This window comes from Pseudofrankia asymbiotica, assembly GCF_001983105.1.
In the GTDB taxonomy this organism is placed as follows: domain Bacteria; phylum Actinomycetota; class Actinomycetes; order Frankiales; family Frankiaceae; genus Pseudofrankia; species Pseudofrankia asymbiotica.
The window spans coordinates 1-14,394 of sequence record NZ_MOMC01000087.1 but is presented as its reverse complement, the minus strand read 5'-3'; the positions used below and the strand labels follow the sequence as shown (position 1 = coordinate 14,394).

The window sequence follows — 14,394 nt, the reverse complement described above, 5'->3', positions numbered from 1 at the left end:
CCCAGAGCGGGTCACACGCCGAGGCCGCGGCCGATGATCTCCTTCATGATCTCGGTGGTGCCGGCGTAGATGGTCTGCACCCGGGCGTCGAGGTAGGCGCGGGCGACCGGGTACTCCGTCATGTAGCCATAGCCGCCATGCAGCTGCAGGCAGCGGTCGATCAGTTTGACCTGCAGCTCCGTCGACCACCACTTCGCCATCGCCGCGTCCTCGGCCGAGAGCTGACCCGCGACCAGCTCCTCGATGCACCGGTCGATGAACGTGCGTACCACCTGGGTCTCGGTGGCGAGCTCGGCGAGCACGAACCGGCTGTTCTGGAAGCTGCCGATCGACTGGCCGAAGGCCTTGCGGCTCTTGCAGTACTCGACGGTGTACTGAAGCACGGCCTCCATCGACGCGGCGGCCAGCACCGCGACCGAGAGCCTCTCCTGGGGCAGGTTGCCGACCAGGTGCAGGAAGCCGGCCCCCTCCTCGCCGATCAGGTTCGCCGCCGGTACCCGGACGTCGTCGAAGAACAGCTCGGCGGTGTCCTGCGCCTTCATGCCGACCTTGTCGAGGTTGCGGCCGCGGGTGAAGCCGGGCATCCCGCGCTCCACCCCGAACAGCGAGAGCCCGCGTCCGCCCTTCAGCTCGGAGGTGCGGGCGGCGACGATCACCAGGTCGGAGTGAATGCCGTTGGTGATGAACGTCTTGGAGCCGGAGAGAAGCCAGTCGCTCCCGTCCTTGCGGGCCGAGGTCCGCATGCCGCGCAGGTCGCTGCCCGCGCCCGGCTCGGTCATCGCGATCGCGGTGACGATCTCCCCCGAGCAGAAGCCGGGCAGCCAGCGCCGCTTCTGCTCGTCGGTGCAGAGCTTGATCAGGTAGGGCGCCACGACGTCGTTGTGCAGCGTGTAGCCGAGGCCGGTGGTGCCCGCGCGCCCGCACTCCTCGGTGATGACGGCGTTGTAGCGGAAGTCGTCCTGGCCGCCGCCGCCGTACTCCTCGKGAACGTCGAATCCAAGGAAGCCCTGCTTGCCGGCCTCCGTCCAGACCGCCCGGTCGACGATCCCGGCCTTCTCCCAGTCGGCGTGATACGGCGTGACGTGCTCGGCCAGGAAGGCGCGGAACGCGTCCCGCAGGAGCAGGTGTTCCTCGTCGAACAGGGTGCGCCGCATGATTTCCTCCGGTATCCGCTGGCCGCCAGTGCGCGACGGCCGTCCGGGGCCGCGCGCCGCGTCGCGCCCGGCCTCGCTGGACAGTGGCGGACTAAACGATAGCTAACGACTGTTATCCGATCCCGTGATCGCCGGAATCGCGCGGGACAGCCCTCAGTACTCGACGGGCGGGGGCGGCGACGGGGGTGGGACGCGCAGGCCGGAGACGACGGCCTCGAAGACCGCGCGCAGCTMGTCCAGGTCGGGCCCGGCCATCCCCGCGGCGCGGCCGGTGAGCAACCCGATCGGGGCCAGGTAGAGGAACCAGGCGATGGCGTCGGGGGACAGGTCGTCGCGCAGCTCGCCGTCGTCGCGCGCCTGCTCGATGGCGCCGCGTACCAGCTCGAACCGCTCGCGCAGCACCTCGCCGAGGGCCTGGCGCAGCGTCGGTTCCCGGCGGGCGGCGACGATCGCCTCGAGCAGCAGCGCCTGCTCGCGTGACAGCCGCCGTCCGGCCGCGGCCGACGTGGCGGCGGCCAGCAGCGCGTCGCCGAGCTCGCCGTGGCCGACGTGCGCGACTGCCTGTACGGCGTGGTCGACGGCGTGCCCGGCGGCGTCGGCGAGCAGCGAGGCCATGTCCGGGTAATGCGAGTAGATCGCGCCGGTGGTCACCCCCGCCCGGTCGGCGATGTCGCGGACGCGTACGCCGTCGTAACCCCGTTCGGCGAACAGGTCGACGGCCGCGGCGAGCAGCCGGTCCCGGGTGACCTCCGGCTGGCGACGGCGCCCGGCGGCGGGACTGCGCAATGCCATCAGCCCAGTCTGCCTGTCAAAACGCGTGTTCGTTTCGAACGCCCGCAGTCAGGCGCGGATTGAGGCGGCCCGGCATTCATTGCGCGCGCAATAAATTGCCACCACTTTAACCCTTGGTAGTCATTCAATTGCGCTGTGCCATCGGTCGAGGAATCTCGACTGTCCCCGGGCGCTGCGGCCTGCGCCCCGCCCGCCCCCGCCGAGCCCGGCTCAGGTGCTGTATGTCGTGGCGGCGGGCGGCGGGCAGTCGAGAGCCAGGTCGGCACGGGCCTGGGGCGGGACGAGCGTGCAGCCGACCTCGTAGCTGCCGAGCTGCTCCAGCCGCCAGCCGGACTCGGTCCGGTGCAGCACGCCATAGGCCCGGTCGATGTCCGCGGTCACCGGCGTCAGCTCGGCTCGCGCCCAGTTCGGGTCGCTGCCGGCGATCTCGATGTGGTCGACCTGGTAGGAGGTCGCGGGGACCTGGCCGGTCAGGTCGCTCGATCTGATCGCGGCGGTGATCGCCGCCGCGTCCGCGGACGACGGCGCGGCCGCTCCGGCGGCGACGGGCCGGGCCGCGCCCGCGGGGACGCCCGCGGCCGCCGCCTCGCCCACGGGCGGGGTGGCGCCGGCGGGTGCGCCGTCTGGGCTCGCCGCGCCGACCGGCGCGGTCGCGGCCGTGCGGGCTATGGGTTCCGCGGCGTCCCGCGGGCTGGTCGCGAAGGCGACCGCGCCGCCGATGGTGACGACGCTCGCGACAGCGACCGTGGCCGCGGGCAGGGCGATCCGCCGCGCAACCACGGTCCGGGAGGTCGCCTGGGCCGCGGGGCGAGCCGCGTGCCTGCCGCCGGAACGGCGGTGTGGCGCGGCGGAGGCTACCCGCGGGGCGGTCCGGGAGTCGACTCGGTGTCGGGCCATGGGTTGCACATCCCCAAGTGTGCTCGGCTCATTCAGGTGAATCGCGATGAGATCGCGATCAGAAGGAGTCAGACTGCTGACAGACCACTCTGGTATTTGGCGTACGACTGCGTACGAAGCGTYGCGGACACGGAATACCCGATCAATAGCCCGCTGGTGTCCCGGTGTGGGCGTTCCGACGCGTGAGCGCCTGAAAGTGCTGCCTTCCAGACTCTTCGGCGGTGGCGGTGGCCACGATCGTGGCCGCCGTGTCCTGGCTGGCCGAGGCCGCCCTGCCCGCGGCGGGCACCGCGGTGACGTCGCCGTAGGGGAAGGTCACCGGGCTGGTGCTGGTCATCATGGTCTCCTCGTCGAGACGCCGGGGCGGGAAGCCGCGGTGGTCGGTTCGTTGCCGGAAGGGGCAGCGGCACGACTGTGCGTCATCGCGGCACCGCCCAGCGACGGTGCCAGCCGGCGAACGGYCGGGGAGGCCAGCACCACTTCCGTGGGGCGGTTATCCCGCTTCCCCACGTCGCGAGAATCCGCTGGAATCCAGTCATCCCCGCGCGGCGGGGTGATCCGTGTCCGTCCGGGCCGAGCCCGACCGGCCATGGGCGCGATCATGCGGTTCGAAACACGCCCCCGGAGGCGGACGTCCTTGGGAACATGGGAACGCGGCGTCGGCCGTCGTGACGTGACGGAGTCGGACCGGGGGGACGGGGTGCGGATGCGCGGCGCTGTCGGCGCGATCGCGACGGGCGGAGGCTCAGGCGACGGTGACGCGCGCTCCGCGGGCGTCACTGACCGCCCGGCGGACGGTCCGGAGCGTTGGGGGACCTCGCCGGAGCCGGTCGTGGCGGTGGTCGGCGTGCACCGGACCTTCGACGCGGAGGTGGCCCCGGTACGGGCGCTGCGCGGGACGTCGCTCACGGTCTGGCCCGGCGAGTTCGTCGCCGTCACCGGCCCGTCCGGCAGCGGCAAGTCCACGCTGCTCAACATCATCGCCGGGCTGGAGCGCGCGGACGACGGATCCGTGGTGGTCGCCGGTCAGGCGCTCGGCGAGCTGTCCGAGACCCGGCTCGCCCGGCTGCGCCGCCGGCACGTGGGCATGGTGTTCCAGTTCTTCCACCTGCTCGAGAGCATGACGGCGGCCGACAACGTGGTGCTGGCCGCGCGGCTCGCCGGGCTCGGCCGGCGTGCCGCGGTGCGCCGCGCGCAGGACCTCCTCGACGTGCTCGGCCTGCTGGAGCGGGCCGAGGCGCTGCCCGCGACGCTGTCCGGTGGCCAGCGTCAGCGGCTCGCGATCGCCAGGGCGCTCGCCGGGAGCCCGACGCTGCTGCTCGCCGACGAGCCGACGGGCGCGCTGGACTCCGCCGGCGCGGCCGAGGTGCTCGACCTGTTCACCAGGCTGCACGCGCGTGGACAGACGATCGTGATGGTCACCCACGACGCCGCGGTCGCCGCCGGCGCGCAGCGGATCGTGGCCATGCGCGACGGCCAGATCGAGAGCCCGTCCGGTCTCGAGGACCTGCCGTGACCCGAGGACCCGACACAGGCATACGCCGCGGCGATGGCGGCAGCGGCAGCGGCCTCGGCGATGGCGCCGGCGTCCGGGGACGCGGCGAGGTGCGACGGTGAGCCTGCCACCGCTCGCCGCGCCGCCGCGCCCGCGCGAGACGACCTCCCGCCCACGACGGCTGTTGCTGGTCGCCGCCGTGCTCGCCGCCGCCGGCATCGCCGCGCTGTGCGCCGTGCCGCGGCTGCTGGGCGCCGGGTATCCCCCCTGGTGGGTGCCGATCGTGTCGGCGGCGGTGCTGCTCGCCGCGGGCGTGCTCGCCGGCCGGTTCGGCACGCCGCGGCGGCACGCCGAGCAGGTGCTGATCCTCGGCGCGGACGTCGCCTCGTTCGCGCTGGTCGGGGCCGGGGCGCTCGCGGCGTCGGTGGTCGCGCTCGGCCGGATCCCTGAGGACGACGGCGCCGGGTTCCTCATGCCCGTGCTGGTCAGCGCGGCGACCGCGGCGACGCTCAGCGTCGCGCTGCGGATACCGGCCAGGCGCGCCGCCCGCCGGGCCGCGCGCGGCGGCCGCTTCCGGCCGGACGACGTGCTGGCGACGTTCGGCGAGCAGACGAGCCGGGACGGGCCGCTGGAACAGGCTCTCGTGCAGCTCGCCGACGCGCTGCGCCGCACTCTGGCGCTGCGCCGCGTCGAGATCTGGACCGGGCCCGGCGGGCGGCTCACAGCCGCCGTCGTGCTGCCAGAGCCCCCACCGCTCCGGTCCTCCGTCCCGTCACCGGACGGCCGGGGCGGCGCGTCCGAGCTCGCGGACGCGGGCCTGGGGCAGGCCCGGGTGGGCGAGACGCTCTCCTTGTCCGCCGGCGACCTGGTCGCGCTGTCGCGGGCCAGGGTCGCGGGTCCTGGCTGGTTGTCGTTGTGGGTGCCGCGGCTGGTCTGGGCCCGGCCGGGCATCCAGCTGCGCGTCGTCCCGGCACGGGCCGGCGGCGCGCTGCTCGGCCTGCTCGTCGCCGAACGGTGGGTGGACGACCCGCGGTTCAGCGAGACGGAGGACCGGCTGCTCGCCGAGCTCGGCACCCGGCTGGGCGCCGTGCTGCACAACCGGCAGCTCGACGCGAACCTGCGCGAGGCGCTCGTCGACCTGCGCCGGGTGAACGACGAGCTGAGGGTCTCCCGGGCCCGGCTGGTCGCGGCCGCCGACGCCGAGCGGCGCAGGATCGAGCGGGACCTGCACGACGGGGCCCAACAGCAGCTGGTCTCGCTCGCGATCGGCCTGCGGCTGGTGCGTGACCTGGTCACCGAGGACACCGAGGCCGCCGAGGAGCTGATCGGCGAGATGGCCGAGCAGGTGACCGCCGCGATCGCCGAGGTGCGCAACCTCGCGCAGGGGATCTACCCGCCGCTGCTGCGCTCCTCCGGCCTGACCGAGGCCCTGCGCGCCGCCGCCTCTCGCTCCCCGCTGGGTGTACGGCTCGTCACGGACGGCGTCGGCCGGCACGGGCCGGATGTCGAGGCGGCCGTCTACTTCTGCTGCCTGGAGGCTCTGCAGAACGCCGCCAAGCACGCGCCCGGCAGCCAGGTGGAGATCGCCCTGACCGAGCGCGAGGACGCGTTGGCGTTCAGCGTCGCCGACGACGGCCCCGGTTTCGACCCACGGCGGCGACTCGCCGGCCAGGGGCTCACGAACATGCGCGACCGGATCGGCGCGATCGGTGGCTCGCTCACGATCGAGTCGGCTCCGGGCAAGGGAGTGCGGCTGGGCGCCGTCGTCCCGCTGGCTGACAACACGGGCAGCGTCGCCAGCGGTCTCGCCACCCCTTCGGCCGGCGACTCGACGCTGCCTTCCGGCCCCGGCCCCAATCCCGGCCCCGGCACTGGTGCCGGTCCCGCGTCCAGCTCTGGCGCGGGCCCGGGAGGTGCCGCCGCGGGTGGCTCGGTGGCCGTCGGCCCATCGGTGGGCGGCGCGGCGGCAGACGAGGACGCCACGGGGGCCTCAGGAGGCTCGGGAGCCCCAGGACGCACAGGAGACCCAGGAGCCACGGAAGGCTCCGGGGCGCTGGTGGGTGGCGCCCGCGCGGGCGCGGCCACGGCGGACGGCCGTGTGCCGGCGGCGTCGGACGCGCGTGCGACGCCCAGGCCGGGCGAGCCCGGCGGGAACGGCGGCTGAGACATGGCAGCCCCGGTGTTCGGCGCCGTCCGCATGATCGCCCTCGGGCAGCTGCGGCGTCGCTGGCTCAGCCTGGTCGCGCTCGGCCTGCTCGTCGGGCTGGTCGGCGCGGTCGTCGGCGGCGCGGCCGCGCTTACCCGGCGCACAGGGACGGCCCCCGCCCGGCTCGAACGCGTGACGGCGGTGCCGGACCTGCAGATCACGGTGCCCGGCGGCCCGGGGCTCGCGGCCAGGGCCGCGTCGGTGGTTCCCGGTCTGAAGTCCGTCTGGGTCACCGCGGGGTCCGCGGCCCGGGTCGAGAACCGGCCGGGAGTCGTGTACCTCGGGATGCTCGCCGGTCACCAGCCTGGCTCGGAGGTCGGCGTCTACACCCCGGTGGTCGTGAAGGGCCGGGATTACGACCCGACCGCGGCGGAGGCGGTTCTCGACGAGCGGACGGCCCGGTCGCTCGGGGTCCGGGTCGACGACGTCCTGACCTTGCGGACACTGACCAGAGAGGACTTCTTCAGCTTCGACACCGGCTTCGGGATGCCGCACGGGCCACGGATCACAGTCCGGGTGACCGGCCTCGTCCGGATGGCCGGCGCGACGGCGCAGCAGACACCGCTGCTGGTCTCGCCCGCCGTGGCCCAGGACCTCGCCTCCGTCGGCATCACCGTCATGATCAAGCTGGTGCCGGCTCCTGACGCGGTGGCGCGTGCCGACGCGGCGCTCGCCCGCGCCGCCGCGGCGGCCGGTGACGAACAGGACCCTCAGGCGGCCGAGTTCCCGGTTCTCGAGGTGAGCCATCCGGCGACCGACTCGGACGCCCGCGTCGGGGCCACGACCCGGGTGCTGCTGACCGGCCTGGTGGCGTTCGCCGTCGTCGTCGGGGTGACCGGGCTCGCCACCGCCGCGGTGGCGTTCGCGCGACACCATTACGCGCGCGTGACGGAGCAGCGGATCGAGGCCGTGCTCGGCGTGACACCGGCCGGAAGAGCGGCGGCGCGGGTGCTCGCGGCCGCCCCGGCGGCGGCGCTCGCCGGGCTGGTCGCCGCGCTGGGACCGCTGCTCGCCGGGCGGCTGGAGCCGATCGGCCCGCTCGCCGACCTCGAGCCCCATCCTGGCTACGCGCCCAACCTCGCGATCGCTGGGATCACCGCGGTGGCCACCGCCGGTCTCTTCCTGGCCTTCGCGGGATGGTCGGCCGCGCGCGCGGGCCGCGGCCGGGCCGCGGCGGGGGCCACGCGCGCCGTCGGCCCGGTGCGCGCCAGCTGGCTGCGGCCCGGCCCTGCCTGGGCGGGGCCGGCCTGGCTGTGGGTGGGCGCGCGGTTCGCGCTCACCGGACACCGGCCCTCGTCGGGCCGTCGTCCCTCCGTCATCACGGCCATGCTCTCGGCCGCGGCGCTGGTGGCCGCGGCGACGGTCGCGCACGGCGTGGACCGGCTTGTGGAAGATCCCAACCGTTACGGCTGGACGGCCGACCTCGACCTCCTGGACGCCCGGCCCGACATCGTCGCGCGGCTGAAGGTGGACCCCTGGATAGCGGCCGTCAGCCTGGTCGCCCGGTCGACGGTGCTCGCGGGCGGCGGCTGCGGCGCGATGGGCACCGCCGAGGACAGCTCCAGCCGGCGGACGCAGGGAGCGCCCGCGGCGAGCCCGGGTCCCGGCTGTGTCGAGGTCACCGCGTACGCCGTCCATTCGTCGACCGGTGAACAGCGTTGGACGATGCTCTCCGGCCGGCTCGGCCGCGGCCCGGGCGAGGCGGTGGTCGGGACGCGTGCCGCCCGGAACCTGGGCGTCGAGGTCGGCGACGTCCTCGAGCTGGCGCCCCGGCCGGGTGACGACCGCGGGGCGCGGGTCACCGTCGTGGGCATCGGGCTCGGGCCCCCGGTCGGCGGGGAACGACTCGGCGACAACCTGCTGCTCGACCCGGGCGTGCTCGAGCGGACCCAGCGGACGGCGCCCTGGTGGGACGGCCTGGTCACCGCCGCCGACGGCGTGCCGGTGGCGTCGCTCGTCGGGGACCTCGGCGACGAGTACGAGGTGTCGCCGCGGCGGCCGCCGACGGAGGTCGCGAACCTCGGCGGCATCGGCAGGCTGCCCGAGGTGCTCGAGATGGTGCTCGGCGGCCTCGCGGCCATCGCGCTGGTCCACGCGGTGACGACGAGCTGGCGGCGGCGCGCGGGGGAGGCCGGCGTGCTGCGCACGCTCGGGAGCACCCCGGCGCAGACGGCCGCGGCCTCGGTGACGGCGGCCTGCGTGACGGCGCTCGGCGCGGTCGGCGTCGGGATTCCCCTCGGCCTCGGTGTCGGGCGCCTGGTGTGGTGGGAGATCGCGGACGCCACCGGAGTCGGGGGCGACGTCGCCGTCCCGGGCCTGCTGCTGCTGGCACTGCCGCCGGTGGCCCTGGTCATCGGAGCTCTCGCGGCGCTCATCCCAGCCCCGCGCAACGCCTGGCTGCGGCCCTCGGTCCACTCGCGATCCGGCTGAGGCCGGTGCCGGTGCCTGCCTGCGCCTGCGCCAACGCCGGCGGCGCCGCGCGCCAGCGCTGGCTAGTCGCCGTCGAGGGGGCGGCGTTCCCAGAGGGCGCGCAGCACCGCGGGCGCGAGGTCCGCCTTGTGGAGGTAGTCCATGCCGCTGGTGGCGACGGTCGCGGGGAGATCGGTCTTGCCGTAGGTGGAACAGAGAACCACGACGGTGTGCGGGTCGGYGTCGCGGATCCGGCTGCCGGCGACGACACCGTCGATGCCGGGCAGGTTCACGTCCATCAGGACGAGGTCCGGGCGCAGCGACTCGGCGGCGGCGACGCCAGCCTCGCCCGTGTCCGCCTCGCCGGCCAGGACGAATCCCGGCGCGCGCCGGACAACGGCGCGTACCGCCAGGCGAAAGGGCCGCTGGTCATCCACGACAAGGACCGAGACGGCGGAGGGGGAGGTCATGAACCCAGTGTGTCCGCCCATCCCGCTCTAACCCAGGATGCGACCACCCACGTCGAAGGGTGTGGCTAACCCCCCTGCCGGCCGCCGGAGGCGGTGGCGGGGGCGCGGTTCTTTCTCAGCTGACGCGGGGGGCGCGGCCGGCGCCTGGGCGGGCCTGGCGGGTGTTCGGCGAACCGTCGGGTTTGCCCGTGGTGTTCTGCTGGCCCGAGTGCAGGTAGAGCAGGACGGCCTTGACGCGGCGGTTCAGGTCCGGTTCGTCGGTGAGGCCCAGCTTGGCGAAGATCGAGTTGCTGTGCTTCTCGACCGCGCGCTCCGAGAGCACCAGGCTCGCGGCGATCGCCGCGTTGCTCCAGCCCTGGGCCATGTGGCTGAGCACCTCACGCTCCCGCGGGGTCAGCCGGTCGAGCTCGGAATGGGTGCGCCTGGTGTTGGCGGCGACGAGGCCCTCGACGACGGCCGGGTCGATCACCGACTCGCYGGCCGCCACCGCGCGGATCGCCCGCAGCAGCTCGTCCAGCCCGGCGACGCGTTCCTTGAGCAGGTAGGCACGCCCCGCGGAGCCGCCTTCCAGCAGCGCGAGCGCGTAGGTCGCCTCGGCGAACTGGYTGAGCACGACGACGCCGACACCCGGGTGCTCCCGGCGTAGCCAGGCGGCGACCTGGATGCCCTCGTCGGTCCGCGTCGGCGGCATCCGGATATCGGTGACGACGACGTCCGGGGACAGCTCGCGGACGGCCTGCTCCACCGACGGCCGGTCCGTGACGGCGCCGGCCAGCTCCACTCCGTCGGTCCGCTCGATCAGCGTCGCGAGGCCATGCCGTAGCAGCGCGTCGTCCTCGGCGAGCAATACGCGGATGGCCACCGTCCAACCCTAAGCGCACGATCGCGCCAATGGGGTGGCAGCCCTTGCACGGACAAGTGTCTCATCGGCGACGCGGCGCCGAACCGGTCCGCTCGGGCCGTCGCGCGCCGCGCGCGGGCCAGACGACTGGACCTGGCCTGAAATCCCTTGGCTCGGAAATCTTCCCCGAATGCGGACAGGATCTGGCCGTTATCGCTTCTAGCGTCGGTTCTGACGGACGACGCCGGCGGACCTCCCGCTGGTCTCCAGAAGGGTGGGCCCCATGGCGTCGAAGGTCATCTCCCAACAGGCGCAAGCCGTACAGGAAGGCCCAGCGACGATGACAACCATCACGACCACCTCCACCGGCACCTCCCCTGGCACCGCCACCCTCGAGTCCGGCGCCGCGGATCCGGCCGGAGGCGGCGAGGCCACGCCGGCGGTCAACAAAGCCGGCGCCGACGCCCCCGCGCTCACCGGCGAGCACGCTGAGCTGCTGGAGACCCTGGCGCGCCACCGGTTCTTCCTGCGCTTCACCACCAAGAACCTCACCGACGAGCAGGCCGCCGCCCGTACCACGGTGAGCGCGCTGACCCTCGGCGGGCTGATCAGGCACGTCGCCCTCACCGAGCGGCGGTGGATGGACTTCGTGGTGCGCGGCGCGGACGCGTTCGTGAACGGCTTCAGCGAGCGTGAGGCGGAGTTCAGCCTGGCGGACGGTGAGACGCTCGCCGACGCCCTGGCGCGCTACGAGGAGGTCGCCCGGCGCACCGAGGAGATCGTCGCCGGCATCCCGGACCTCGGGACCGGCCACCCGCTGCCGGAGGCGCCCTGGTTCGAGCCGGGCGCGAGCTGGTCGGCCCGCCGGGTGCTCCTGCACCTCATCGCCGAGACCTCCCAGCACGCCGGCCACGCCGACATCATCCGCGAGTCCCTGGACGGCGCCCGCACCATGGGCTGATCCCGCCTCTGCCCCGCTCGCGACCGCGGCCCCGCCCCCGGCCCCGCCGTTCTCGGGTCCACGCCCGACGCCCGACGCCCGACGCCCTGCGGCCGCCGGCCGCCGGCCGCCGGCCGGCGGCAGTCAACCGGCAGTCAACCGACAGTCAACCGGCAGTCAACCGGCAGTCAACCGACAGTCAACCGGCGGTCAGCCGGTGGCGGTCAACCGGCGGCAGTCGGCCGGCGGCGGGCGTCAGAGGCTGCCGGCGAATCAGCGAGCTCCGGGTCTCGGCTCGCGCGGACCTCGGGAGGCGCCGAGCCTCCGAACCTCCACGCCTCCGCGCGCCGGCGGACCCGCTCCATGATCTGGTGGAATTTTCCGACCTGTAGCACCGAAAATCCCACCGGATCATGGAGCGGCGTCGTGCGTCGGACCGGCGAGGCCAATGCCCACGTCCGATTGAGGGCACGCCGCGCCGCGCGGGCCGCTGGCAGCGTTTAGGAACCCGTTCAGGAAAACCACAGCCGCCCCGGCGACCCTTGAGTACATGACAACGCACGAGCCGGTGTCGCGCGCCACCACGGCGGACCTGCCAGGGCAGCGAGCCGTCCCTGACTACGCCGAGGCCGTGCCCGGCTCGACCGCCGTGCCCGGCTCGACCGCCGTGCCCGGCTCGACCGCCGTGCCCGGCTCGACCGCCGTGCCCGGCTCGACCGCCGCGCCGCGCTCGACCGGCCTCGGCGGCTCGACTGCCGAGACCGGCTCGACTGCCGAGACCGGCTCGACTGCCGAGACCGGCTCGACTGCCGAGACCGGCTCGACTGCCGAGACCGGCTCGACTGCCGAGACCGGCTCGACTGCCGAGACCGGCTCGACCGCCGTGCCCGGCTCGACCGCTGCGCCCGGCTCGACCGCCGTGCCCCGCCCGACTGGCCCGACCGGCGTAGGCAGCCCGACCGCCGAGGCCGTGCCGACCGGCGCGTTGGGCGCGTCCGCGAGCGTCCCGACCGCGGTGGGCGCGGCCGGGGCCGTCGCCGTGGCCGCTCCGCCCGCGTCGACTGGTCTGCGCGAGTCGATCGGTCAGCCAAGGGCCGCGGACCTGGCCGATCCGCCGGGGCGGTACGCCGCCCCGGCGAGGGACGGCCTGGCGGACGGCGGCCTGGCGGACGGCGGGCAGGGGTGGCGCGGACGGCTCGCGCGGGTGGCCAGGGGACGGGCGGACGACCCGCGGTGGGCCCGGCCGGCGTTGCTCGTGCTGCTGGCGGCGACCGCGGTGCTCTACCTCTGGGGACTGGGCCAGCCCGGGTGGGCGAACGCCTTCTACTCGGCGGCGGCGCAGGCCGGCGGGCAGAGCTGGAAGGCGCTCTTCTACGGGTCCTCGGACGCCGGCAACTCGATCACCGTCGACAAGCCGCCGGTCGCGATGTGGCTGATGAGCCTGTCGGTGCGGATCTTCGGCCTGAGCTCGTGGAGCATCCTGGTGCCGGAGGCGGTGTGCGGCGTCGCTTCCGTCGGGCTGCTGTACGCGACCGTCCGGCGGGCGTTCAGCCCGGCCGCCGGCCTGATCGCCGGGCTCGTCCTCGCGACGACACCGGTGGCGGTACTGATGTTCCGGTTCAACAACCCGGACGCGCTGCTGGTGCTGCTGCTCATCGGCGCGGCGTACGCGACGCTGCGGGCCGTCGAACGGGCGAGCGCGCGCTGGCTGGCGCTCGCCGGGGTACTGGTCGGGTTCGGCTTCCTGACCAAGATGCTGCAGGCGTTCCTGATCGTGCCGGTGCTCGCGGTCGTGTACCTGGTCGCGGCGCCGACGGGGATCGGCCGGCGGGTGCGCGACGTGCTGCTCTCCGGCCTCGCGCTGGTCGCGTCGGCCGGCTGGTACATCGCCGTGGTGGAGCTCGTCCCGGCGTCCGCCCGCCCGTACATCGGCGGCTCCCAGCACAACAGCATTCTTGAGCTGACCCTCGGCTACAACGGCTTCGGCCGGCTGACCGGCGACGAGACAGGCAGCGTGGGCGGGGGCCCCGGCGGCAGGGGCACCGGCGCCGGGGCCGCGGCCGGACGGGTGTTCGGGCCGCCGACGGCCGGCGGCGGCTGGGGCCAGACCGGCTGGGGCCGGATGTTCAACAGCGAGATCGGCGGCCAGGTCGCCTGGCTGCTGCCGGCCGCCCTCGTGCTGCTCGTCGCCGGCCTGTGGGTGACGTCGCGGGTCATGCCGTTCTCGTCGGGCGGCGCGGAGCCCGCCTACCGGCGGCTGTGGGCGACTCCGTCGCCGGCGCCGTCCGCGGCCGGCCATGAGCCGACCGGCCAGCCGCCCCAAGCCCCTTCCGCGACGCACTCCGCGGCCGGCCCGGAGCCGGTCCGCCAGCGGCGATGGACTCCGCGCACCGACAGAGCGCGCGCGGCGTTCCTGGTGTGGGGCGGCTGGCTGCTGGTGACGGGCATCGTGTTCAGCGAGATGCAGGGGATCTTCCATCCCTACTACACGGTCGCGCTGGCCCCGGCGATCGGCGCGCTGGTCGGCATGGGGTCGGTGGCGCTCTGGGAGCGTCGCGGGCATCCGGCCGCCGCCGTCACGCTCGCCGCTGTCACGGCCCTCACGGCGTGGTGGTGCGCCCGGCTGCTCCACCGCACCGCCGGCTGGCACGAGTGGCTGCGCCCCGCCGTGCTCGTGGTGGGGCTCGCGGGCGCGGTGCTGCTCCTGGGTGCGTCCCGGCTGCCGGCCCGCGCGGGCGTCGCCGTCGCGGGCCTGGCGCTGGTCGGCTGCCTGCTCGGACCGACCAGCTACGCGCTGGCGACCGCGGACTCGCCGCACACGGGCGCGCTCCCGAGCGCGGGCCCGTCGGCCGGCGGGGGCAACGCCCGTCCCGCGGGCGGATTCCCCGGGGGTCAGGGTCAGCAGGGTCAGGGTCAGCAGGGCCAGGGCGGCTTCCCCTCGCGGGGCGGAGCGGCGCCCGGTGGCGGCCTCGGCCGCGGTTTCGCTGGTGGGGCTCCTGGCTTCCCCGGTGGCCAGGGTGGCACTGGCGGCCAGGGGGGTGCCGGTGGTCTGGGCGGCGGCGGGTTCGCCGGCAGGGGCGGCGGGATGGGCGGCCTGCTAGTGCAGCCGCGCGTAAATCTTGCTGGTCTGGTTGGTGGTCATTTGGTCCAGGCGGTGGGGTCGCCGGCGTAGAGCCCGCAGGCGCAGTCG

The 14,394-nt window shown here is 74.8% G+C and carries 11 protein-coding genes; 5 read left to right on the top strand and 6 right to left on the bottom strand.

The window, feature by feature from the left end; all coding sequences use genetic code 11:
- Positions 1-11 precede the first annotated feature (11 nt).
- The 4 genes from BL253_RS33665 to BL253_RS33650 form a co-directional block, all read right to left on the bottom strand.
- Entirely contained in the window at positions 12-1,154 is a 1,143-nt protein-coding gene (locus BL253_RS33665; RefSeq protein WP_076821585.1) for an acyl-CoA dehydrogenase family protein, read from the bottom strand.
- A gap of 153 nt (positions 1,155-1,307) precedes the next feature.
- Complete coding sequence (locus tag BL253_RS33660) at positions 1,308-1,946, bottom strand: TetR/AcrR family transcriptional regulator (protein WP_076821583.1); 639 nt, start codon at positions 1,944-1,946, stop codon at positions 1,308-1,310.
- Between the two features lie 210 nt (positions 1,947-2,156).
- The gene (locus BL253_RS33655) at positions 2,157-2,843 is read right to left on the bottom strand and encodes a hypothetical protein (RefSeq protein WP_081438964.1); all 687 of its coding nucleotides are present in this window, start codon (positions 2,841-2,843) and stop codon (positions 2,157-2,159) included.
- 142 nt (positions 2,844-2,985) lie between these two features.
- The gene (locus tag BL253_RS33650) at positions 2,986-3,180 is read right to left on the bottom strand and encodes a hypothetical protein (RefSeq protein ID WP_131831644.1); all 195 of its coding nucleotides are present in this window, start codon (positions 3,178-3,180) and stop codon (positions 2,986-2,988) included.
- A gap of 300 nt (positions 3,181-3,480) precedes the next feature.
- Between BL253_RS33650 and BL253_RS33645 the strand changes: the two genes are divergently transcribed.
- The 3 genes from BL253_RS33645 to BL253_RS33635 all read left to right on the top strand — a co-directional run bounded on the left by BL253_RS33645 (position 3,481) and on the right by BL253_RS33635 (position 8,974).
- A complete protein-coding gene (locus BL253_RS33645) occupies positions 3,481-4,359 on the top strand; it encodes an ABC transporter ATP-binding protein (protein ID WP_081438963.1) in 879 nt (292 codons plus the stop codon).
- A 97-nt stretch (positions 4,360-4,456) separates the two neighbouring features.
- Positions 4,457-6,502 (top strand): sensor histidine kinase, encoded by a 2,046-nt coding sequence (locus BL253_RS33640; protein ID WP_076821579.1) that lies wholly within the window; start codon positions 4,457-4,459, stop codon positions 6,500-6,502.
- Positions 6,503-6,505: 3 nt separating this feature from the next.
- Positions 6,506-8,974 (top strand): FtsX-like permease family protein, encoded by a 2,469-nt coding sequence (locus BL253_RS33635; RefSeq protein WP_158230470.1) that lies wholly within the window; start codon positions 6,506-6,508, stop codon positions 8,972-8,974.
- Positions 8,975-9,036: 62 nt separating this feature from the next.
- On the opposite strand, the gene BL253_RS33630 is transcribed toward BL253_RS33635, so the two are convergent.
- Both BL253_RS33630 and BL253_RS33625 read right to left on the bottom strand, forming a co-directional pair.
- Positions 9,037-9,423 (bottom strand): response regulator transcription factor, encoded by a 387-nt coding sequence (locus BL253_RS33630; RefSeq protein ID WP_076821577.1) that lies wholly within the window; start codon positions 9,421-9,423, stop codon positions 9,037-9,039.
- A gap of 115 nt (positions 9,424-9,538) precedes the next feature.
- The gene (locus BL253_RS33625) at positions 9,539-10,285 is read right to left on the bottom strand and encodes a response regulator transcription factor (protein WP_076821575.1); all 747 of its coding nucleotides are present in this window, start codon (positions 10,283-10,285) and stop codon (positions 9,539-9,541) included.
- 319 nt (positions 10,286-10,604) lie between these two features.
- Here BL253_RS33625 and BL253_RS33620 point away from each other — a divergent pair, with 319 nt between their 5' ends.
- Positions 10,605-11,225 carry a DinB family protein gene (locus BL253_RS33620; protein WP_081438962.1) on the top strand — a complete coding sequence of 207 codons (621 nt, stop codon included), beginning with the start codon at positions 10,605-10,607 and terminating at the stop codon, positions 11,223-11,225.
- 529 nt (positions 11,226-11,754) lie between these two features.
- Positions 11,755-14,376, top strand: a complete 2,622-nt coding sequence (locus tag BL253_RS40715) for a glycosyltransferase family 39 protein (RefSeq protein WP_241835376.1) — start codon at positions 11,755-11,757, stop codon at positions 14,374-14,376.
- The last annotated feature ends 18 nt before the right edge of the window (positions 14,377-14,394 follow it).